Below are 21,300 nucleotides of genomic sequence, written 5' to 3' on the forward strand. Positions count from 1 at the left end.
CCCCCTCGCCTGACCCGCCGCCGCACCGCCTCGCCCCGCCCCGGCGCCCCCCACCCCCCCGCACCGCCCGCTACGGCGTGTGCCGCGCTTCCCGTATGACTTCCTGCCAAGGTGACTTCGGCCACCCCGCCGCGTGGTCGGCAACTCCTGCCCCCTGCTGCGTCGGTCGGCGCGGGCCCCGTGTTTCCGGGCCCGGGCGTTCGGGGTGGAGCACGAGTCCGGAGTTGCCGACACGTCCCACGTCGCGCACGGGGGTCGAGGTCGAGGCCAGGTCGTCCGCTGCACGTTCCCGACGGCCGTCGCACGCCCGGGAATGCCACGCCCCACCCCGCGGTTCACCGAAGTGCATGCAAACGCATGCAGATGTTCTAAGGTGGAGCAATGCAGTTCGGAATCTTCAGCGTCGGCGACATCACGACCGACCCCACCACCGGTGCCACCCCGACCGAGGGCGAGCGCCTCCAGGCGATGGTCACCATCGCGAAGAAGGCCGAGGAGGTCGGCCTCGACGTCTACGCCGCAGGCGAGCACCACAACCCGCCCTTCGTGAACTCGAGCCCGACGACCCTCCTCGCCTACATCGCCGCGCAGACCGAGCGCATCGTGCTCAGCACGGCCACGACGCTCATCACGACGAACGACCCGGTCAAGATCGCCGAGGACTTCGCGATGCTCCAGCACCTCGCCGGTGGCCGGGTCGACCTCACGCTCGGTCGCGGCAACACGGGCCCGGTCTACCCCTGGTTCGGTAAGGACATCCGCCAGGGCATCAACCTGGCGATCGAGAACTACGCCCTGTTGCACCGCCTCTGGCGCGAGGACGTCGTCGACTGGAAGGGCCACTTCCGCACGCCGCTGCAGGGCTTCACGGCGACCCCGCGTCCCCTCGACGGCGTCGCGCCCTTCGTCTGGCACGGGTCGATCCGCAGCCCCGAGATCGCCGAGCAGGCCGCCTACTACGGCGACGGCTTCTTCGCCAACCACATCTTCTGGCCCGCCTCGCACACGAAGCAGATGGTCGAGCTCTACCGCAGCCGCTTCGAGCACCACGGGCACGGGCGTGCCGACCAGGCGATCGTCGGTCTCGGCGGTCAGGTCTTCCTGGCGAAGAACTCGCAGGACGCCAAGCGCACCTTCCGTCCCTACTTCGACAACGCCCCGGTCTACGGCCACGGTCCCTCGATGGAGGACTTCACGAGCCAGACCCCGCTCACCGTCGGCAGCCCCCAGGAGGTCATCGACCGCACCCTCGGCTTCCGCGACTACGTCGGCGACTACCAGCGCCAGCTCTTCCTCATGGACCACGCCGGCCTGCCCCTGAAGACGGTCCTCGAGCAGCTCGACATCCTCGGCAGCGAGGTCGTGCCGGTCCTCCGTCGCGAGTTCGCCGCGAACCGTCCGGCCGACGTGCCCGACGCCCCCACGCATGCCTCGCTCGTCGAGGCCGCGACCCGGGCGTCGCGGTCCACGGCCACACCCACCGCGCACGACGCGCTCACCGCGTCGTCCGCCCGCTGAGACACGCAGGAGGCGCGCCATGAGCACCAAGAAGATCGTCGCCCTGTCCGCGGGGCTGGGCCAACCGTCCTCCACCCGTCTGTTGGCCGACCGGCTGGTCGAGGCCACCACGCGTGACCTCGTCGGCCGCGGCTCGTTCGTCGAGGTCGAGGTCGTCGAGCTGCGCGACCTCGCGCACGAGGTGACGGACGCGATGCTGACCGGTTTCGCGCCTCCCGCCCTCGCCGAGGCGCTCGAGAAGGTGACGAGTGCCGACGGCGTGATCGCGGTCACGCCCGTCTTCTCGTCCTCGTACAGCGGCCTGTTCAAGTCGTTCGTCGACGTGATGGACCACAAGGCGCTGACCGGCACGCCCGTGCTGATCGGGGCGACCGGCGGAACGGCCCGCCACTCGTTGGCCCTCGAGTACGCGGTGCGACCCCTGTTCGCCTACCTCCAGGCCGTCGTCGTGCCCACCTCCGTGTTCGCGGCGTCCGAGGACTGGGGCGAGGGCGACGGCACCTCCACGACGCTGCCCGAGCGGGTCACGCGCGCCGCGGGGGAGTTCGCCGAGCTCGTGGCGCGGCACGAGGGCGCGCTCGACGACCCGTTCGCCGCGGTCGTCCCGTTCGACGAGCAGCTCCGGCGCCTCGCCGTGGGCGGCGACGACCTGCAGGACTGAGACGTCGGACGAGGAGGCGCGGTGCCGGTCCCGACCACGTCCCGTCCGTCGGGGCATGAACCGCGCCTCCCCGGCGTTGCCCCTCGTCAGACCCCAGGAGGACCGATGACCGACAGCACCGCCGACACCACCCGCCCGTCCGAGCACGCGGCCGCGCAGGCCGAGCTCGACCGCTTCCACGTCCTGCGCCGCACCCGCGCGGTGTCGCCGCAGGGTCCGCTCGCCCTGACCGGCACGCAGTGGGTCGACCACGAGCAGACCGTCTGGGGCGTGCCGGGCCGCTGGGCGCCGACCCCGCAGGGCGTGTCGGGACTGGCGCTGACGGCCGCCGCCGCGGACGGCATCCACGTGGACGGCGACCTGGTCGACGGCACCGTCGTCGTGGCGGGTGACGACGCGCTGGTCCCGAGCAGCCTCCGGTTCTCGGAGACGACGACCGGCACGGTGATCGCGAACGACGACCACACCGGGTACGCCCTGCGCGTCTGGGACTCCGCGTCGGACGCCGTGACGGGCTTCGGGTCGATCGACGCCTTCCCGTTCGACCCGGACTGGGTCGTCACGGCCGACTTCGTGCCGACCGCGCCCGACACCCAGGTCGACATCCGTCACCAGGCGGACCTCGAACTCAGTCGGCCCAAGCCGTTGCCCGGGCTCATCCGCTTCACCCGCGACGGGGTCGACCACGAGCTCGCGGCGTTCCCGTCGGGTGACGGCGACCGGTTGCAGCTCGTCTTCGGCGACGCGACCAACGGCGACAGCACGTACTCGGTGGGGCGGTTCCTCTTCCCGGTGCCGAACGGCGACGGCACCATCACGCTCGACTTCAACCGGGCCGTCCTGCCGCCCTGCGCCTTCTCGTACGCCTTCAACTGCCCGATCCCGCCGGCCCAGAACCGGTTCGCGTCGCCGATCGAGGCGGGCGAGAAGAACGTCCTCGACGCCGCCGGGCAGCCGCTGCACTGAGAACGGCCCGTCGGTGTCGGCGCCGGGTGGGATGATCAGGCGGTGTTCTTCCTGCTGCGTCGACTGCCCGACAGCGACGTCGAGCTGACGCGGTACGAGCGCGACGCGTCGGGGCGGCTCGAGGCGGTCGGCGTGGAGACCATCCCCGCGGCCGACCTGCCGGCGCGCGTGGCCGGCCTCGAGCGCGAGGCCTCGCCCCGCTGGGTCTGGGACGACACCCCGCGGTGGTACCCGCGCCTCCTCGACGCGGGGGTCACGCTGGCGCGCTGCGTCGACCTCCGGCTCGTGCACGCGATCCTGCGACGGTCGACGGCGGCGCCGACCTTCCCCCTCGGAGGCGCGGCTCCCGGGCCGTGGGACGTCGCCCAGGCGGTGCCGGGCGAGTCCGACGGCCTCTTCGAGGTCCTCCCCGAGTCGCTGCCCGACCCGGCGGCCGAGTTCCTCTCCCAGCGCGAGGCGGTCGAGGCGTCGCCCGCCCGGGGGCGACTCGCGCTGCTCGTCGCCGCCGAGTCCACCGGCGCGTTGATCGCGGCCGAGATGCGCCACCGGGGCATCCCGTGGTCGCCCCGGGTGCACGACGAACTGCTGACCGGCGCCCTCGGGCCGAGGCCCGCCCCGGGGGAGCGACCGGCCCGCATGCGCGACGCCCTCGACGAGGTGCGGCAGGCGCTCGACGCGCCCGACCTCAACCCCGATTCGCCCGCCGAGCTGATCAGGGCCCTGAACCGTGCGGGCGTGCTCGTGCAGTCGACGCGGCAGTGGGAACTGCAACGGCACGAGCACCCCGTGATCGAGCCGTTGCTCCGCTACAAGAAGATGCAGCGGCTGCTCGTCGCCAACGGCTGGGCCTGGCTGGACGCCTGGGTGCACGGTGGGCGCTTCCGCCCCGACTACGTGCCGGGCGGCGTCGTGACCGGCCGGTGGGCCACGAGCGGAGGAGGCGCGCTGCAGCTTCCCCGGGCGGTCCGCGGGGCCGTCGTGGCCGACCCGGGCTGGAAGCTCGTGGTCGCCGACGCCTCGCAACTCGAGCCGCGCATCCTGACCGGCCTGTCCGGCGACCGCTCGATGGCCCGGGCCGGGTCGGGCGACCTCTATGAGGGCATCGTCGCCAGCGGAGCCGTCGCCACGCGGGCCGAGGCCAAGGTCGCGATGCTCGGCGCGATGTACGGCGCGACCCAGGGCGAGAGCGGCCGTCTCGTGCCCCGCCTGGCGCGGCGGTTCCCCGACGCCATGGCGCTCGTCGAGACGGCGGCGCGCACGGGCGAGGCCGGGGGAGTCGTCGACACCCTGCTCGGCCGCAGTTCGCCGCGGCCGTCCGACGACCCGGACGCCTCCGGGGGCGCCGGGGCGGGCGCGCTGCCTCCCGAGATGGGCGTGCGGCCGGCCGATCGCGACGCACGCTCGTGGGGTCGGTTCACGCGCAACTTCGTCGTGCAGGGCACCGCCGCGGAGTGGGCCCTCTGCTGGATGGGCGCCTTGCGCCGTCGTCTGCACGCGCGCTGGGGGACCGGCGTCCCGGCACCCCACTTCGTGTTCTTCCTGCACGACGAGGTGGTGGTGCACGCCCCCGCGGCCGCCGCCGACGAGGTCGCCGCGATGGTCGTCGACAGCGCGGTCGAGGCCGGCCGGCTGCTCTTCGGCGACGCCCCGGTGGCCTTCCCGGTCACGGTCGCGGTCGTGGACGACTACTCGCAGGCCAAGTGAGCCGGCCGGCCGTGCGAGACGCCGCACCATTCGCAGGTGTTACACAGTTGTGATTTCTCAGGCGGGTCGGTCATAATTCACAGAACGGGCACCGTCCCGCGCATCACCGGGTCCCGGCCCGCACAATCGAAGAACGCACACGAGTCACGTCTGACAGGTCGATGGGGAAGTCGCACCTGAACCAGATGGAGGAATCGTGGCTGCTGCAACCGCTCGGGGAGTGCTCTACGTGCACTCGTCCCCTCGTGCACTGTGCCCACACGTCGAGTGGGCCGTCGGTCGTGCCCTCGGGCACGGCGTGAACTTCGCCTGGGTCGACCAGCCCGTGCTGCCCGGCGCCCAGCGCACCGAGTTCTCGTGGCAGGGGGACGAGGGCTCCGGCGCGCGCATCGCCTCTGCTCTGCGGGGCTGGGAGCACCTCCGCTACGAGGTGACCGAAGACCCCGGCGAGACCCACGACGGGGGTCGCTGGATGCACTCTCCCGACCTGGGCGTGTTCTTCGCCCAGACCGACACCGCCGGCAACACGGTCATCCCCGAGGACCGCATCCGCTACGCGATGGAGATCGCGGGGTCGAACACCCTCGAGCTGCACCGCGAGCTGCGTCTCGCCCTCGGCCAGGCCTGGGACGACGAACTCGAACCGTTCCGCTACAGCGGCGAAGGCAACCCCGTCGTCTGGCTGCACAAGGTCAGCTGACCCGCCGCGGCCCGGGGATGGGCGCACCGGGTGACGACGCAGGAGGCGCGGGTGGCGTGATCATGCCACCCGCGCCTCCTGCGTCGGTCGCCTCGTTCAGACCGAGCGGAACCCGACGACGGCGTTGTGGCCGCCGAAGCCGAACGAGTTGCTGATGGCCACGATCTCGCCCTCGGGCAGGGGGCGCGGTTCTCCGACGACGACGTCCATGTCGATCTCGTCGTCCATCTGCGTGACGTTGATCGTCTGCGGTGCCACGCGCTCGTGCAGCGCCTTGACCGTGAACAGCGCCTCGATGCCGCCCGCGCCGCCGAGCAGGTGGCCCGTGGCCGCCTTGGTCGCCGAGACGATCAGCTTCGAGGTGTGGTCGCCGAAGACGCGCTTGATGGCGTGGTACTCGGCGATGTCGCCGACCGGGGTGCTCGTCGCGTGGGCGTTGACGTGGACGACCTGGTCGCGGTCGACCCCCGCGTTCTCGAGCGTCGCGATGACGGCCCGGGCGGCGCCGGTGCCCTCGGGGTCGGGAGCGGTGATGTGGTACGAGTCGCTGGTGACCGCACCACCGATGAGCTCGGCGTAGATGCGGGCCCCGCGGGCCAGGGCGTGCTCCTCGGTCTCGAGGACGAGCGCGGCGCCTCCTTCGGCGAGGACGAAGCCGTCGCGCGTGACGTCGTAGGGACGCGAGGCGGTGGCGGGGTCGTCGTTGCGCTTCGAGAGGGCCTGCATGGCCGCGAAGGAGGCCAAGGGCATCGGGTGGATGGCCGCCTCGGAACCGCCGGCGACGGCGATGTCGGCGAGGCCGGACTGCAGGTGCTCGTAGGCCATGGCGATCGACTCGGTGCTGGAGGCGCAGGCCGACACGACCGTGCGGGCTCCGGCGCGCGCACCCAGGCTCATCGAGATGGCGGCGGCGGGACCGTTCGGCATGAGCATGGGGACGGTCATCGGCAGGACGCGTCGCGGGCCCTTCTCGCGCAGGGTGTCCCACCCGTCGAGCAGCGTCCAGACACCGCCGATCCCGGTGGCCCAGTCGACGATGAAGCGTTCGGGGACGACCTCGGGCGAGCCGGCGTCGGCCCAGGCCTCGCGGGCCGCGGTGAGCGCGAACTGGCTCGACGGGTCGAGGCGCTTGATCTCGCGGCGGTCGAGCACGTCGGCCGAGGGGGTGCGTGCCTGGCCGGCGAAGGTGACGGGCAGCTCGTACTTGGCGACCCAGTCCTGTTCGAGCGTGGTGATGCCCGACTGGCCGGCGAGCAGGTTCTGCCAGCTCTCGGTGGCGGTGCCACCGAGCGGGCTCGTGGCGCCGAGGCCGGTGACGACGATCTTCTTGGTCATTGACGTTCCTTCTGGGAGGGCCGGTCGGTGGGCTGTGCCGATGTACGACGACGCCGTGACCCGGGCTGCAGCCGAGGCTGGTGGCGTGGGGTCGACGGCGTCGAGGGCACAGCGGCGGGGCCCGGTCGCCGTGACGGCGACCGGGCAGCCGACGTCTTAGTTCTGCGCCTTGTGGATGTACGTGACGGCGTCGCCGACGGTCTTGAGGTTCTTGACCTCTTCGTCGGGGATCTTGACGTCGAACTTCTCTTCGGCGTTGACGACGATGGTCATCATGGAGATCGAGTCGATGTCGAGGTCGTCGGTGAACGACTTGTCCATCTCGACGGTGTCGGTGGCGATCCCGGTCTCGTCGTTGACGAGCTCGGCGAGGCCGGCGAGGACTTCTTCGGTGGACAGTGCCATGGTGTTGTCTCCTTGAGGGGGTGTCGTTGTGACCGGGGTAAAGCCTATACAGCGCCCCGCGGTCGGGCGGGCAGCGGCGCGCTAGGGCAGCACGACCACCTGGGCACCGAACACGAGTCCGGCACCGAAACCGATCTGCAGCGCGAGACCGCCACTGAGTTCGGGGTGTTCGTCGAGCAGTCGGTGGGTCGCGAGCGGGATGCTGGCGGCCGAGGTGTTGCCGGTGGTCGCGATGTCGCGACCGATCACGACGGACTCGGGCAGGCCGAGCTGCTTCGCGAACTCGTCGATGATGCGCATGTTGGCCTGGTGGGGCACGAAGGCCGACAGCTGCTCGGCGGTCACGCCGGCGCGTTCGAGGGCCTCCTTCGCGACCTTGGCCATCTCCCAGACGGCCCAGCGGAAGACCGTCTGACCTTCTTGGCGGAGGGTCGGCCAGGGGATCTCACCGGCGCCCTCGCGGTACTCGGTCATGGTGTTGGTCATGCCGATGGCGTCCCACTTCGAGCCGTCCGAGCCCCAGACCGTCGGGCCGATGCCCGCGGTGTCGGACGGGCCGACGACGGCCGCACCCGCTCCGTCGGCGAGCAGGAACGAGATCGTGCGGTCGGTCGGGTCGATGACGTCGCTGAGCTTCTCGGCACCCACGACGAGGACGTACTCGGCGAGGCCCGACTTGACGAACGAGTCGGCCTGCGCGATGCCGTACGTGAAGCCGGCGCAGGCGGCCGAGATGTCGTAGGCGGCGGCCGGGTTGGCACCGACGCGCTCGGCGAGCAGCGAGGCGACGGACGGGGTCACGACGCCGGCACCGATGGTCGACACGAGGACGGCGCCGATCTGGTCGGGGCGGATGCCCGACTTGGCGATGGCCTCGTTGGCGGCGGTCTCGGCGAGGTCGACGACCTTGACGTCCTTGCCTGCCCGTCGGCGGGTGATCACACCGGTGCGCTGCTGGATCCACTCGTCGCTGGAGTTGATCGGTTCGATGATGTCGGCGTTCGGGACCACGTTCTCACCGCGGGCGGCGCCGAGTGCGTAGATCCGGGTGAACTGCGCACCGGTGGTCTGGTTGAGCTGGGGGGTGGTCATGCTGCTCCCTCGATGAGGTCGACGGCGGCCTGCAGGTCGTCGGGTGTCTTGACGGCGACCGAGGGGACACCCCTCAGCGCACGCTTGGCCAGGCCGGTCAAGGCTCCGGCCGGGGCGAGTTCGACGATGCCCGTCACACCGGCGTCGGCGAACGACCGCATGGTCGCATCCCAACGGACGGGAGACGACACCTGGCCGACGAGCAGCTCGACGAAGCGCGCGCCCGAGTCGACGGTGCTGCCGTCGTGGTTGGTCCAGAGCGTCGTCGAGGGGTCGGCGGCCGTGACCGAGGCGGCGGCGGCGCGGAGGCGCTCGACGGCGGGCTGCATGTACCGCGTGTGGAAGGCGCCGGCGACCTGGAGGGGCACGACGCGGCTCTTGGCCGGCGGGTCGGCCGCCAGCTCGGCGAGGGCGGCGGTCTCGCCGGCGACGACGATCTGGCCGCCACCGTTGTAGTTGGCGGGGAAGAGCCCGAGCGCGTCAAGACGGGCGAGCAGTTCGGCTTCGTCACCGCCGAGCACGGCGCTCATGCCGGTCTCGACGAGTGCGGCGGCGTCGGCCATGGCCCGGCCCCGCTCGGCGACGAGCGTGACGGCGTCGACGTCGCTCAGCACGCCGCTGACGGCCGCGGCGGTGAACTCGCCGACCGAGTGGCCCGCGACGCCGGCGACGGCGGAGCGCTCGACACGGCCGAAGAGGGCACGGGCGGTCAGGATGCCGGCCGCGACGATGAGGGGCTGGGCCACGGCGGTGTCGCGGATCGTGTCGGCGTCGGACGTGGTGCCGTGGGCGACGAGATCGAGGCCTGCCGCGTCGGAGAGCGACGTCAGCAGCTCACGCTGGTCGGGGTCGGCCAGCCAGGGGTCGAGGAAACCGGGAGTTTGGGAGCCCTGACCGGGCGCTACGACAACGATCACTGGACCATCATGCCAATGAGTCGAGGGTCTGCGGTGTAGCAACTCGACCAAAGATGAGCGAGAACGTTGTCGAAGCGCACAGCCGTCCTCGCGGTCAGCCCGACGGTCACTTGCGTCGGACCCCTGAGCCCTCGGGGTCGGCGATCGATCCGAGCACGAGCGCCGACTGGAGGATCAGCGCCTCACGGGCGCCGGTCGCATCCCAGCCGATCACGTCCGTGACGCGCTTCAGGCGATAGCGCACGGTGTTCGGGTGCACGAAGAGTTCGCGTGCCGTGGCCTCGAGCGAGCGCCCGTTGTCGAGGTAGCACCACAAGGTCGTCAGCAACTCGGTCGAGTGCGTCTTCAGGGGCTTGTAGATGCGGTTGACGAGGGTCGACCGTGCGACCGGGTCCCCCGCGAGGGCGCGCTCGGGCAGGAGGTCGTCGGCGAGGACGGGGCGGGGCGCGTTGCGCCAGGCCCGTGCGACCGCGAAACCGGCGAGGGCGGCCTTGGCGCTCTTCGAGGCGTCGACGAGGCTCGGCACCTCGTGGCCGAGCACGAGGTGCCCGTCGCCGAAGCCGGGTTCGAGGGCACGCGCGATCTCGGTGAAGCTGGGATGGGTCGAGGAGGCGCTGCCCTCGTCGAGCGGATCGGCCCGCCCGATGACGAGCACCAGTCGGCTGCCCTGCACGCCGATGAGCACGTCGGCCTCCCGGTGCCGGGCCGTGCGCCGCAGCATGTCGACGTCGAGCATCCGCGGAGCCGTGCCGACGAGGACGGCGACCTCACCGTGCCCGTGCCATCCGAGCGCGGCGATGCGGCTGGGCAACTCGTCGTCGTACTCGCCGCTCAGGATCGAGTCGACGACCAGGGCCTCGAGTCGGGCGTCCCAGAGGCCACGGGCTTCGGCGGCCCGGGCGTAGACGTCCGCCGAGGCGAACGCGATCTCTCGCGAGTAGAGGAGGATCGCTTCGCGCAACGAGTCGTCGCCGTCCTTGACGCGTTCTTCCACGACCTCGACGGTGATGCGGATGAGCTGCAGGGTCTGCGTGAGGCTGACCGAGCGGAGAAGTTCGCGGGGGGCCGAACCGAAGACGTCGGCTGCGATCCACGGGGTGGATCGCGGGTCGGCGAACCAGCTGATGAACGAGGTGATGCCGGCCTGGGCGACGAGCCCCACCGCCGAGCGACGCCCGGGAGGCATGTCCCCGTACCAGGGCAGCGTCTCTTCGAGGCGCTTGATGGTCGCGGTGGACAGCTCACCCGAGACCGTCCGCAGCCACGCGAGCGTGCGCTCTTTCGTGGCCGCGGACGGCTGCAGGGGCGATCCGGGCACCCGCTCGGCGCTCACGGGGTCGTCAGGCCTCCCCGCCGGCGGTGCCGCTGGTGCCGGCCGTGACGTCGTGCAGCTGGTAACGATCGATCGCCTGCTGGACCACAGCGGGGTCGACCTCGCCGCGACGGGCCAGGGCCTGCAGGGTGCGGACGACGACCGACGGTCCGTCGATCTTGAAGAACCGGCGGGCGGCGGCCCGGGTGTCGCTGAAACCGAAGCCGTCGGCCCCGAGGGTCAGGTAGTCGCCGGGCACGTACTCGCGGATCTGGTCGGGCACGGCGGCCATGAAGTCGCTCGTGGCGATGACGGGGCCCTCGGAGTCCTTCAGCTTCTCGGTGACGTAGGGCGTCTTCGGCTCGTCGTTCGGGTGCAGGAAGTTGTGCTCCTCGGCGGCCAGGCCGTCGCGGCGCAGTTCGTTCCAGCTGGTGACGCTCCAGACGTCGGCCGCGACGTTCCAGTCGTCGGCGAGCAGCTGCTGCGCCTCGAGAGCCCACGGCACACCGACGCCGGACGCCAGGAGCTGGGCGCGGGGACCCAGGTTCTCGGCGTCCTTGAGCTTGTAGATGCCGCGCACCACGCCGTCCACGTCGAGGCCCTCGGGTTCGACGGGCTGGGCCATCGGCTCGTTGTAGACGGTGATGTAGTACATGACGTTCGGGTCGGAGTGCGACGCGTTGCCGTGCTCGTCCGTGCCGTACATGCGGTCCATGCCCGACTTGACGATGTGCCCGAGCTCGTAGCCGAACGCCGGGTCGTACGAGACGACCGCGGGGTTCGTCGACGCCAGCAGCGGGGAGTGGCCGTCGGCGTGCTGGAGGCCCTCGCCGGTCAGCGTCGTGCGACCCGCGGTGGCACCGATGATGAAGCCGCGCGCCATCTGGTCGCCGGCGGCCCACATGGCGTCACCGGTGCGCTGGAACCCGAACATCGAGTAGAAGACGTAGACCGGGATGAGCGGTTCGCCCTGCGTCGAGTACGAGGTGCCGACGGCGGTGAAGGCCGCGAACGCGCCGGCCTCGTTGATGCCGACGTGGATGATCTGTCCCTGCGGGCTCTCTTTGTAGGCGAGCAGCAGTTCGCGGTCGACCGACGTGTAGTGCTGACCGTTCGGGTTGTAGATCTTGGACGTCGGGAAGTACGCGTCCATGCCGAAGGTGCGGGCCTCGTCGGGGATGATCGGCACGATGCGGTGGCCGAAGTCGGGCGAGCGCAGCAGGTCCTTCAGGAGGCGCGCGAAGGCCATCGTCGTGGCGACCTCCTGCTTGCCCGACCCCTTCTTGACGACGTCGTAGGTCTTCGCCTCGGGGACCGCGATCTGGGTGTACTTGGTCCGGCGCTCGGGCACGTAGCCGCCCAGCGCACGACGACGCTCCTGCATGTACTGGATCGCGTCGTCGTCCTGACCGGGGTGGTAGTACGGCGGCAGGTACGGGTTCTCGTCGAGCTGGGCGTCGATGATCGGGATGCGGAGCTCGTCGCGGAACTGCTTGAGGTTGTCGAGCGTGAGCTTCTTCATCTGGTGGGTGGCGTTGCGCCCCTCGAAGGACGGCCCCAGGCCGTAGCCCTTGACCGTCTTGGCGAGGATGACCGTGGGCTGTCCCTTGTGCTCGGTCGCGGCCTTGAAGGCGGCGTAGACCTTGCGGTAGTCGTGGCCACCGCGCTTGAGGTTCCAGATGTCGTCGTCCGAGTAGTCCGCGACGAGTTCGAGGGCGCGCGGGTCGCGACCGAAGAAGTTGTCGCGGACGTAGCCGCCGCTCTCGGCCTTGTAGGTCTGGAAGTCGCCGTCGGGCGTGGTGTTCATGAGGTTGAGCAGTGCGCCGCTCGAGTCGTTCGCGAGCAGGGTGTCCCACTCGCGACCCCAGACGACCTTGATGACGTTCCAGCCGGCGCCGCGGAAGAACGACTCGAGTTCTTGGATGATCTTCCCGTTGCCGCGGACCGGGCCGTCGAGGCGCTGCAGGTTGCAGTTGATGACGAAGTTCAGGTTGTCGAGGCCCTCGTTGGCCGCCACCTGCAGCTGACCGCGGCTCTCGACCTCGTCCATCTCGCCGTCGCCGAGGAACGCCCAGACCTGCTGGTCGCTGGCGTCCTTGATGCCACGGTTGGTGAGGTACTTGGCGACCTGCGCCTGGTAGATCGCGTTGATCGGACCGAGGCCCATCGACACGGTCGGGAACTGCCAGAAGTCGGGCATGAGGCGCGGGTGCGGATACGAGCTGAGTCCGCCCGAGGCGTGCGACTTCTCTTGGCGGAAGCCGTCGAGCTGGTCCGTGCCGAGCCGGCCCTCGAGGTAGGCGCGGGCGTACATGCCGGGGGAGGCGTGGCCCTGGAAGAACACCTGGTCGCCGCCACCGGAGTGGTCCTGACCGCGGAAGAAGTGGTTGTTGCCGACCTCGTACAGGGCGGCGGACGAGGCGTACGTCGAGATGTGGCCACCCACCGAGACGCCGGGGCGCTGGGCGCGGTGCACCGTGATGGCGGCGTTCCAGCGGACCCACTTGCGGTAGCGGCGCTCGATGTCTTCGTCGCCGGGGAACTCGGGCTCGTCCTCGGGGGCGATGGTGTTGACGTAGTCCGTCTTCGGCACCATCGGCACGCCCAGGTGCAGCTCGCTCGACCGGGTGAGCAGGCTCTTCATGATCTCGCGGGCACGTTCGTGACCCTGCGCCTTCACGAGAGCGTCGAGCGACTCACGCCACTCGGCGGTCTCTTCGGGATCGCGATCGGCCTTGTCGACCGTGTACGGGTCCTGATCGTTAACCGTCACCCTTGACCTCAATCATCTGTGTGGAGCAGCCGTCTCTTGGAGGGCCACCGCGTGGAGTGGACAAACAGATGTCAGGCCCGTCGTGCCCGGGTTCCGAGACGCACTCCGCCTGACCAGCCCACTCTAGTTGCCCGGACCGGGACAGGCTCGGCACGCGCTGGGAACGTCCGGCCACGCCACCGTGTGGAAACCGACGAGTGAGGCGTAGGATCGGCGATCGTGTCAGTCGCCGACCGCCCGGGTCGACGCGAAAGGAACGCACCCATGGCTTTGGAGAACGCCATCCAGGCTCCCGACTTCGACCTGCCGAACCAGTTCGGCGAGCGAGTCCGGTTGAGCGACTTCCGGGGCGTCAAGCCCGTCGCGCTGGTGTTCTTCCCCCTGGCGTTCAGCAGCACCTGCACGAAAGAGCTCTGCACCCTCCGCGACAACCTCGCGATGTTCCAGGACCACCGCGTCGAGTTGCTCGTCGTCTCCGTCGACTCCAAGGCCACGCTGCGCGCCTTCGCCGAGGAGAAGGGCTACGACTTCACCCTGCTGGCGGACTTCTGGCCGCACGGCGAGGTCTCGAAGGAGTACGGCGTCTTCCTCGAGAACAAGGGTTTCGCGACCCGCACCACCTTCCTGATCGACGTCGACGGGGTGATCCGCGAACACTTCGGCACGGAGCCCGGCCAGGAGCGCTCGCTCGCCGACTACCGCGCCGCGCTCGACCTCCTCGTCCCCGTCTCGGCCTGACGACCGCGATCACGACCGGAGGAGGCGCGGGTCCGTTCGTCCACCCGCTAACCTGTAGTCGCTCGCCCGGCTCGTCCCGGTGCGAGGGCCTTTAGCTCAGTTGGTAGAGCGCCACGTTTACACCGTGGATGTCATCGGTTCGAGCCCGGTAGGGCCCACCTCACGAACGGTGGTCAGACGACCGCGGTTCTCCTCGGTCGCACGGCACGGCGGGACACGGACGCCGTGTCGGGTCGCGCCTGCGGGCGTCGACATCGGCGCGTGGCTGGCGACGGTCCGACGGCAGCACCCGGAGGAGAAAGCAAGCCCCTTGTCGCCGCGCAGTCGGTGACGTAGGACTGCCTCGTGGCGATTCCCGTCGAGGAGGGTGACCAGGTGAGCGATCAGCAGGACGACGACGCCGGATCGACGCGGGGTATGCGCGCCGTCTTCTGGCTGTGGATGAGCGTGATCGTCGCAGGACTCGTCGTGATGATCGCCGTCCCGTTGACGGCTCGGTGACGAGGATGCGTCGAGCCATCCGAGACCAGGGGCTCAGCACGGCCTTCCTCGTGATCTTCGTCGCCGCCCTCGTGGGCCAGTCGTTCGCCGGGCTCGCCGCCACCAACGAGGAACTCGCGGTGCACGGTCTTCCGCCCCTCGCCTACTGGGACTTCGTGTCGTCGTCGAGTTTCCTGGTGGACGTGGCCGAGAACTGGCAGTCCGAGCTCTTGCAGTTCTTCTTGTTCATCGCCGCGACGATCTGGCTGGTGCAACGCGGGTCGCCCGAGTCGAAGCGACCGGGGGACGAGGGCGTCGGCAGCGACGAGGCACAATCGGTCGGAGACCACGCGCGGCCGGGGTCGCCCGCGTGGGCGCGCCGGGGCGGATGGGCATCCATCGTGTACTCGAACTCGCTCCTGTTGGTGATGGGCGCCCTCTTCGTGTCGTCCTGGCTCGCACAGTCCCTCGGCGGGACCGTGGTCGCGAACGAGGAGAACGCGGAACACGGCGCACCACCCGAGACCTGGCTCCAGTACGTCACGTCCCTGGATTTCTGGAACAGGACCCTGCAGAACTGGCAGTCGGAGTTCCTGGCGGTCGGAGCGATGATCGTGTTCTCGATCTTCCTCCGCCAGCGTGGCTCGAGTGAGTCCAAGCCCGTCGGGGCACCGCACACCACGAGCGCGGAGGAGTCCGCCTGAGCACGAGGTCGTCGTTCCGTCCTGCGGGCAGTGGATGCCGCCGGCAGGACGATGCCCTCGGGGCGGCCGTCCGCGGCCGCCCCGACCGGGACCGGGGTCAGCGGCGAGCGGCGCCGCGGCGACCCGAGACGGCGACCCAGACGACCAGCACGACGATCGCGCCGATGATCGAGCCGATGATGCCGGCGGGCTGGAAGAACCCGTCCGTGGGGTCGTGCTGGAACAGCAGGAAGCCGAGGAACCCTCCGACGAACGAACCGATGATGCCCAGCAGGATCGTCATGGCGATCGAGAGGCTCTGGCGACCCGGGACGACCGCGCGGGCGATGAACCCTGCGATGAGGCCGACGACGAGCAAGCTGATGATGAGACCGATCATGGTGTTCTCCTTCCGGGAGAGATGGGCGACCGGCACCGTCGGTGCCGTGGTGTCGCAGGACCCAGCAGACCACCCCTGGAGGTGTGGCGGCACACCCCTCGGGGTGGGATGGTGTCCTCATGCCCCTCGCTCCGACCCGGTCGATCACCGTCGCACTCGTCGACGACTACGACGTCGTGCTCGCCGGTCTCGCCCACATGTTCGACCGCTACCGCGACCGGGTCGTCGTCGCCGAGATCGACGCCACGACGTCCCTGTCCGACCGGGTCGACGTCGTTCTCTACGACTCGTTCGCCCAGCCGGAGTCCGACCATCACGAGCTCGCCGAGCTGGTCGCCAACCCGGCGGCCGGCAAGGTCGTCGTCTACACCTGGAACTTCCACCCCGAGCTCGTCGAGTCGGCTCTGGCGCAGGGCGTGCACGGGTACCTGTCGAAGACCCTCGGTGCCCGCGAGCTGGTCGAGGCGCTCGAGGCGGTCCACCGGGGCGAGCGCGTCGTCAGCGAGGTGCGGGGGCGGGCGCCGAGTGCACCGGGCCTCGACTGGCCCGGCCGCCGCGAGGGCATCACCGACCGCGAGTCCGAGATCCTGGCCCTCATCACCCAGGGGAAGAGCAACGCCGAGGTCGCGGCACTGACCTACCTGAGTCCGAACACGGTCAAGTCGTACATCCGGTCGGTCTACCGGCGGATCGGCGCGACCAGTCGGACGCAGGCGGTGCTGTGGGGCGTCCAGAACGGCTTCCGGCCGGACCACCATCGGATCGACCACTGGCTCGGCGGCCCCTAGGAGGCGCTGCTGCGCCGTCGACGGACGCGCGCGTCAGTGCGCCAGGGGTTCGCCGTCCCACGAGAGGGCGACCCAGCCGGCCTCGGTCGAGCCCTCGAGGACGACCGACCCCGTGTTGCGGAGTCCGTGGGTGCGACTGAACGCGGCGTCGAGGTTGCGGGCGGTGTCGGCCGCCCAGACGCAGATGGCGGCTTCGTGCGAGACGAGCACCGCGGTCGAGTCGCCCGGTGTCGACGCCACGACCCGATCGACCGCTCCGCGGAACCGGGCCGTGAACTCGGTGCCGCTCTCGCCACCGGGGATGCGCGCCTCCGGGTCGGTCCACCACTGCTGCATGGTGCCGGCGTACCGGGGCAGGGCCTCGGCGTAGGGCAGACCCTCCAGGTCGCCGGCGTCGATCTCGTGGGCACCATCGACCTCGTGGTGGGGGAGGCCGAGACCCTCGGCGACGATCGCGGCGGTCTCACCGGCCCGGCGCAGGCGCGAGGAGTGCACGGCGACGATCGCTTCGCCCGCCAGAGCCGTCCCGAGGTCGGCGGCCTGTTCGCGGCCGAGCGGGGACAGCGGCGGGCCCGGGGGGCGCGAGCCGATGGTGCGGGCGACGTTGTCGGCGGTCTCGCCGTGGCGGATCAGGAGGAGGCGCATCGTGGCTTTCGGTCGGGGCGGAGCGTCCATCGTGTCACGGCGCCCGCCGACTCCTAGCGCGCGGTGCGATCCGCCAGCACGGCCCGGGCCGCCATCCCGATCACCGCGCTGTAGGTGGGGTAGGCGAAGCGCACCTCCGCCAGGGTGGCGACGTCGACACCGCCGGCCATGGCGGTGGTGACCGCCTGGACCACCTCGACGGCGTTCTCACCGACGGCATGGGCACCGAGCACGAGCTCACGACGGCGGTCGGCGATCAGCTTGAGGAACCCCGTCTCGCGGTCGTCGATCACGGCCCGGTCCACGGTCGAGTACGGGATCGTGACGACCACGCACGACTCGTCCGCTTCGCGGGCCTCGTCCTCGCTGAGGCCGACGCCGGCGTAGTCCGGGTCGGTGAACCCACCGGCGGGCAGGAGGTGGTGCGGCGTGCGGCGGTTGGCGCCGAGGACGGCGTTCTCGGCGGCGGCCTCCCCCTCGAACTGGGCGGCCTGGACGAGCATGTCGCGGCCGTTGGCGTCGCCCACGGCGAAGACGTGCGGGACGACGGTCCGGAAGTACCGGTCGACGGGGACGGACGAGCGCTCCACCTCGATCCCGGCGTTCTCCAGGCCGAGGTCCTCGACGTCCGCCGGCCACCCCGTGGCCATGACGACCACGTCGAAGTCGGCCCGGGCGTGCGCGTCGTCCTGCCGCCAGGTCAGGGTGATCGAGCCGTCGTCGGCTCGGGCGAGGCTCTCGACGCCGTCGATCCCGGTGCGCACGTCGATGCCCTGCTCGGTGAACGCGACGGAGACCGCCTCCGAGATCGACGCGTCCGACGTCGTCAGCACCCGCGGGGCGACGTCGAGGAGCGTCACGTCGCTGCCGAACGCGTCGAACACCGTCACGAGTTGTGCGCCCGTGTTGCCCGCGCCGATCACGGCCACCCGGTGGGGGAGGGACGGCAGGTCGAGGACGTGCTCGGGGACCGTCGCCAACTCGTTGCCCGGGATCGGCAGTCGGCGCGAGTGACCGCCGACGCAGATCAGGATCGACGCCGCCGAGATCGTCCGCCCGCTGTCGAGGACGAGGGTCGAGTCGTCGACGAACCGGGCCCTGCCCTCGTGGACCAGCTCGACGCCCGCGGCCTCGAACCGCTCGGCCTCCCGCTTGATCGACCGCACCGCGTCGACGCGCTCCCGGACGCGCGCGACGGTCGTCGCCCAGTCGATCGTCGGGGGAGCGACGCCGACGCCGTAGACGTCCGCGTGCCGGGTCTCGCGGATCAGCCGGGCCGTCTTGGCCAGCACCCTGGTGGGCACGCATCCGGTGTTCACGCAGGTGCCTCCCTCGCGCCCCGCCTCGAGGACGACGACGCGGGCCCCGAGTTCGGCTGCGCGCAGGGCCGCCGCGGTGCCCGCCGGACCGGCGCCGATGACGGCGACGTCGTAGTCCTTCTCCGAGATGCCCATGTGCTGCCTGCCCCTTCGTCGAGTCGGTCGTCAGGTCGAACTCAACCAGCTGCGGATGGGCGGACGCCCGTGCAGGCGAGTCGAGGCGGACGAGCAGACCGGTCCGTCCCGACTCGCTAGCATCATTACGTGACCATCGACCTGAAGACGACCCGGCCCGACGGCACGCCCCGCACGGTGCCGCTCACGGACGACGACGTCGCTCGGGGTCGGGTGCTCGTCCGGTGGATGCGCGTGGCCCTCGTCGTCGGCATCGTCCTCTCGCTCGGCCTGGTCGTGTTCGTCTGGACCCAGGTCCCGGTGTGGACGACCACCCCGTACCGGCGACACGGCGTCGAACACTCCTTGCCGACCTTCGCGCTGTTGCTCTTCCCCGGCCTCGGGGTCGGGATGCTCGCGTCGACCCTGCGGAAGTCGAGTGCCTACGTCCCGCCCCGCGAGAGGACGTTCCTGCTGGTCGCGATGCCGATCTTCGTCGTCTTCATCGTGGGTGCGACGGCCTACCTCGCGTCCACGTACCTGGCAGCGGGGGCGTCGTCCTGATCGGTCGATCGATCGCTCACCGGCCCGCGACGATCTCGTCGGCGTTGTCGAGGATTCAGTCCATGAGCGGCACGAGGCGGGCGGCCAGGTCGGTGCCGCGCTCGGTCAGCGAGTAGTCGACCCGCGGCGGGATCGTCGGCTGGGCGGCGCGATGGACGATGCCGTCGGCCTCGAGGGTCTTCAGGGTCGAGGCGAGCATCTTCTCGCTGACGCCCTCGATCTCGCGTCGCAACTCGCCCCACCGCATCGGCCCGCGTTCGAGCGCCAGCAGGATCAGCACTCCCCACCGACTCGTCACGTGGGTCAGCACCACGCGGCTCGGGCACTCCGCCGGGAAACGACCCGAGGGTGCAGGGCGGGCAGGGTTCACGATTCCGACGTCCACGTCAGTAGCTTACGAAAAGGTGCGTACCTGCAGATGGGAAGTCCCGGTGGATCGTCGTCGTTGTCCCAGGCACGCAACCGAAAGGAACACCATGTCCACGATCGTCACCGCCGCCTCCGGTCAGCTCGGCCGCCTCGTCGTCGAGTCCCTCCTCGCCCGCGGCGCAGCCCCCGACAGTGTCATCGCCACGTCGCGCGACGTCTCGAAGCTGGCCGACCTCGCCGAGCGCGGCGTCCGCACCGCCGAGCTCGACTACACCCGACCCGACACGATCGCGGCCGTCATCGACGCGGGCGACGTCGTCGTCCTGATCTCGAGCGACGCCGTGGGCCAGCGCGTCCCGCAGCACGCCGCCGTGATCGACGCCGCGAAGGCCGCCGGTGCCGCCCGCATCGTCTACACGAGCGTCCTCGCGGCCTCGACCTCGCCCCTGATCCTCGCGCCCGAGCACAAGGCGACCGAGGAGCACCTCGCCGCCTCCGGCGTGCCCGTCACGCTGCTGCGGAACGGCTGGTACACCGAGAACTACGTCGGCGAGATCGCCACCGCCCGCGACTCCGGCGTGGTCGCCGCGAGCGTGGGGGCGGGCCGTCTCGCCAGCGCCAGCCGTCGGGACTACGCCGAGGCCGCCGCGGTCGCGGCCCTCGACGAGTCGACCGCCGGTCGCACCTTCGAGCTGTCCGGCGACCACGCCTGGGACTTCGACGAGTTCGCCGAGGCGCTCACGACCGTCACGGGCCGACCCGTCCGCTACGAGTCGCTCACGCCCGAGCAGCACGCCGAGCGCCTGCGCGGCTTCGGCCTGGACGAGGGCACGGTCGGCTTCGTCGTCGCGCTCGACGGGAACATCCGCGACGGGCTGCTCGCCGACACGAGCGGCGACCTCGCCCGCCTGATCGGCCGTCCGACGACCCCGCTCGTCGAGGCCCTCACCGCCGCCACCGCGTAGTCCCGCCGAGACGCCGGGGCGGCAGCCCGCAGGAGGCGCGGTTCCGGTCGTCCGGGCACCGCGCCTCCTCGTCGGCCCCTCCCCGGCGCCGAGCGGCCGGCGTCCGGCGTCGACGGCGGGTCCCGGTGTCTAGGCTCGACGCATGGCCACCCTCGTCCTCGTCCGACACGGACGCACCACCGCCAACGCGAGCGGTGTGCTCGCCGGACGGACGGCCGGCGTCCGGCTCGACGACGTCGGACGCGAGCAGGCGCGGCGGACCGCCGACCGGCTCGCCGTCGTGCCGCTCGTCGGCGTCGTGTCGAGTCCTCTCGAACGCTGCCGTCAGACGTCCCGGGCGATCCTCGACCGTCAGACCGGGACGCCGGCGACGCCCGTCGAGCGGGGCATCACCGAATGCGACTACGGCGACTGGCAGGGTCGGCCGCTCAAGGACCTGGCGGGCGAGGCCCTCTGGTCCGTCGTGCAGAACCAGCCGTCCGCCGCGGTCTTCCCGGGCGGCGAGTCGCTGCAGACCATGCAGTCCCGGGCGGTCGCCGCGGTCCGCCGGCACGACGCCGCGTTCGAGGCCGAACACGGTCCGGGCGCCGTGTGGGTCGCCGTCAGCCACGGTGACATCATCAAGTCCATCCTCGCCGACGCCTACGGCATGCACCTCGACCTGTTCCAGCGCATCACCGTGGGTCCGGCCTCGGTGTCGATCGTGCGCTACGGGCCGAACCGCCCCGACGTCGTCGCGACGAACACGGACTCGGGCGACCTCTCGTGGCTGCGGCAGGCGGCTCCCGCCGCCGACGCCGCCGTCGGGGGAGGCGCGGGTCCGGCCGGCGGCGACGCCGTCGGCGACGAGCC

At 71.0% G+C, this 21,300-nt stretch carries 22 protein-coding genes and 1 tRNA gene; 13 read left to right on the forward strand and 10 right to left on the reverse strand.

Annotation, left to right across the window (positions count from 1 at the left end; translation table 11 throughout):
• Positions 1-381: 381 nt before the first annotated feature.
• From IFT36_RS09495 to IFT36_RS09515, 5 genes are all read left to right on the forward strand, one after another.
• On the forward strand, positions 382-1,518 hold the full coding sequence (locus IFT36_RS09495) for an LLM class flavin-dependent oxidoreductase (protein ID WP_056045601.1): 1,137 nt from the start codon (positions 382-384) through the stop codon (positions 1,516-1,518).
• A 19-nt stretch (positions 1,519-1,537) separates the two neighbouring features.
• Entirely contained in the window at positions 1,538-2,179 is a 642-nt protein-coding gene (locus IFT36_RS09500) for an FMN reductase (protein ID WP_200412979.1), read from the forward strand.
• Between the two features lie 105 nt (positions 2,180-2,284).
• Positions 2,285-3,145 (forward strand): DUF1684 domain-containing protein, encoded by an 861-nt coding sequence (locus IFT36_RS09505; RefSeq protein WP_200412980.1) that lies wholly within the window; start codon positions 2,285-2,287, stop codon positions 3,143-3,145.
• A gap of 42 nt (positions 3,146-3,187) precedes the next feature.
• A complete protein-coding gene (locus IFT36_RS09510) occupies positions 3,188-4,849 on the forward strand; it encodes a bifunctional 3'-5' exonuclease/DNA polymerase (protein WP_374058390.1) in 1,662 nt (553 codons plus the stop codon).
• A 196-nt stretch (positions 4,850-5,045) separates the two neighbouring features.
• Positions 5,046-5,549: a DUF3145 domain-containing protein gene (locus tag IFT36_RS09515; RefSeq protein WP_056045587.1), complete on the forward strand. Its 504-nt coding sequence runs from the start codon at positions 5,046-5,048 to the stop codon at positions 5,547-5,549.
• Positions 5,550-5,645: 96 nt separating this feature from the next.
• Here IFT36_RS09515 and IFT36_RS09520 read toward each other — a convergent pair whose 3' ends face one another.
• The 6 genes from IFT36_RS09520 to aceE all read right to left on the reverse strand — a co-directional run bounded on the left by IFT36_RS09520 (position 5,646) and on the right by aceE (position 13,383).
• Entirely contained in the window at positions 5,646-6,884 is a 1,239-nt protein-coding gene (locus IFT36_RS09520; RefSeq protein ID WP_055972470.1) for a beta-ketoacyl-[acyl-carrier-protein] synthase family protein, read from the reverse strand.
• Positions 6,885-7,040: 156 nt separating this feature from the next.
• Positions 7,041-7,289 carry an acyl carrier protein gene (locus tag IFT36_RS09525; RefSeq protein ID WP_043592609.1) on the reverse strand — a complete coding sequence of 83 codons (249 nt, stop codon included), beginning with the start codon at positions 7,287-7,289 and terminating at the stop codon, positions 7,041-7,043.
• An 81-nt stretch (positions 7,290-7,370) separates the two neighbouring features.
• Positions 7,371-8,381 carry a beta-ketoacyl-ACP synthase III gene (locus tag IFT36_RS09530; RefSeq protein ID WP_192123510.1) on the reverse strand — a complete coding sequence of 337 codons (1,011 nt, stop codon included), beginning with the start codon at positions 8,379-8,381 and terminating at the stop codon, positions 7,371-7,373.
• Positions 8,378-9,298: an ACP S-malonyltransferase gene (locus IFT36_RS09535; RefSeq protein WP_200412981.1), complete on the reverse strand. Its 921-nt coding sequence runs from the start codon at positions 9,296-9,298 to the stop codon at positions 8,378-8,380. The genes IFT36_RS09530 and IFT36_RS09535 overlap by 4 nt, the downstream gene beginning before the upstream one ends.
• Positions 9,299-9,404: 106 nt before the next feature.
• Positions 9,405-10,616 carry a PucR family transcriptional regulator gene (locus IFT36_RS09540; protein ID WP_123570785.1) on the reverse strand — a complete coding sequence of 404 codons (1,212 nt, stop codon included), beginning with the start codon at positions 10,614-10,616 and terminating at the stop codon, positions 9,405-9,407.
• A gap of 22 nt (positions 10,617-10,638) precedes the next feature.
• Positions 10,639-13,383: a pyruvate dehydrogenase (acetyl-transferring), homodimeric type gene (aceE, locus tag IFT36_RS09545; protein WP_200412982.1), complete on the reverse strand. Its 2,745-nt coding sequence runs from the start codon at positions 13,381-13,383 to the stop codon at positions 10,639-10,641.
• A 264-nt stretch (positions 13,384-13,647) separates the two neighbouring features.
• Here aceE and IFT36_RS09550 point away from each other — a divergent pair, with 264 nt between their 5' ends.
• The 4 genes from IFT36_RS09550 to IFT36_RS09560 all read left to right on the forward strand — a co-directional run bounded on the left by IFT36_RS09550 (position 13,648) and on the right by IFT36_RS09560 (position 15,305).
• Positions 13,648-14,121 carry a peroxiredoxin gene (locus tag IFT36_RS09550; protein ID WP_056045573.1) on the forward strand — a complete coding sequence of 158 codons (474 nt, stop codon included), beginning with the start codon at positions 13,648-13,650 and terminating at the stop codon, positions 14,119-14,121.
• 85 nt (positions 14,122-14,206) lie between these two features.
• A tRNA-Val gene (locus IFT36_RS09555) sits at positions 14,207-14,279 on the forward strand.
• Positions 14,280-14,496: 217 nt separating this feature from the next.
• The gene (locus IFT36_RS16745; protein ID WP_255350786.1) at positions 14,497-14,622 is read left to right on the forward strand and encodes a hypothetical protein; all 126 of its coding nucleotides are present in this window, start codon (positions 14,497-14,499) and stop codon (positions 14,620-14,622) included.
• Positions 14,623-14,627: 5 nt separating this feature from the next.
• Positions 14,628-15,305 (forward strand): DUF6766 family protein, encoded by a 678-nt coding sequence (locus IFT36_RS09560; protein WP_200412983.1) that lies wholly within the window; start codon positions 14,628-14,630, stop codon positions 15,303-15,305.
• Between the two features lie 97 nt (positions 15,306-15,402).
• Here IFT36_RS09560 and IFT36_RS09565 read toward each other — a convergent pair whose 3' ends face one another.
• Complete coding sequence (locus tag IFT36_RS09565) at positions 15,403-15,684, reverse strand: GlsB/YeaQ/YmgE family stress response membrane protein (protein ID WP_123570784.1); 282 nt, start codon at positions 15,682-15,684, stop codon at positions 15,403-15,405.
• A gap of 119 nt (positions 15,685-15,803) precedes the next feature.
• On the opposite strand from IFT36_RS09565, the gene IFT36_RS09570 reads away from it, so the two are divergent.
• The gene (locus IFT36_RS09570; protein WP_043592622.1) at positions 15,804-16,472 is read left to right on the forward strand and encodes a response regulator transcription factor; all 669 of its coding nucleotides are present in this window, start codon (positions 15,804-15,806) and stop codon (positions 16,470-16,472) included.
• A gap of 33 nt (positions 16,473-16,505) precedes the next feature.
• Here the strand turns inward: IFT36_RS09570 and IFT36_RS09575 are convergent, their stop codons facing one another.
• Both IFT36_RS09575 and IFT36_RS09580 read right to left on the reverse strand, forming a co-directional pair.
• The gene (locus tag IFT36_RS09575; RefSeq protein ID WP_159826463.1) at positions 16,506-17,117 is read right to left on the reverse strand and encodes a histidine phosphatase family protein; all 612 of its coding nucleotides are present in this window, start codon (positions 17,115-17,117) and stop codon (positions 16,506-16,508) included.
• Positions 17,118-17,170: 53 nt separating this feature from the next.
• Positions 17,171-18,571, reverse strand: a complete 1,401-nt coding sequence (locus IFT36_RS09580; RefSeq protein ID WP_200412984.1) for a dihydrolipoyl dehydrogenase family protein — start codon at positions 18,569-18,571, stop codon at positions 17,171-17,173.
• A gap of 129 nt (positions 18,572-18,700) precedes the next feature.
• Between IFT36_RS09580 and IFT36_RS09585 the strand changes: the two genes are divergently transcribed.
• Positions 18,701-19,114 carry a hypothetical protein gene (locus tag IFT36_RS09585; protein WP_200412985.1) on the forward strand — a complete coding sequence of 138 codons (414 nt, stop codon included), beginning with the start codon at positions 18,701-18,703 and terminating at the stop codon, positions 19,112-19,114.
• Positions 19,115-19,169: 55 nt separating this feature from the next.
• On the opposite strand, the gene IFT36_RS09590 is transcribed toward IFT36_RS09585, so the two are convergent.
• Positions 19,170-19,499, reverse strand: coding sequence for a winged helix-turn-helix transcriptional regulator (locus tag IFT36_RS09590; RefSeq protein WP_200412986.1), 330 nt, complete (start codon positions 19,497-19,499; stop codon positions 19,170-19,172).
• A 91-nt stretch (positions 19,500-19,590) separates the two neighbouring features.
• Here IFT36_RS09590 and IFT36_RS09595 point away from each other — a divergent pair, with 91 nt between their 5' ends.
• Both IFT36_RS09595 and IFT36_RS09600 read left to right on the forward strand, forming a co-directional pair.
• Positions 19,591-20,448 carry an NAD(P)H-binding protein gene (locus tag IFT36_RS09595; RefSeq protein WP_056045556.1) on the forward strand — a complete coding sequence of 286 codons (858 nt, stop codon included), beginning with the start codon at positions 19,591-19,593 and terminating at the stop codon, positions 20,446-20,448.
• A 142-nt stretch (positions 20,449-20,590) separates the two neighbouring features.
• A partial coding sequence (locus IFT36_RS09600) for a histidine phosphatase family protein (protein WP_200412987.1) occupies positions 20,591-21,300 on the forward strand: 710 nt, incomplete at its 3' end.

Source organism: Frigoribacterium sp. CFBP 13605 (genome assembly GCF_014839405.1).
Taxonomy (GTDB): Bacteria; Actinomycetota; Actinomycetes; order Actinomycetales; family Microbacteriaceae; genus Frigoribacterium.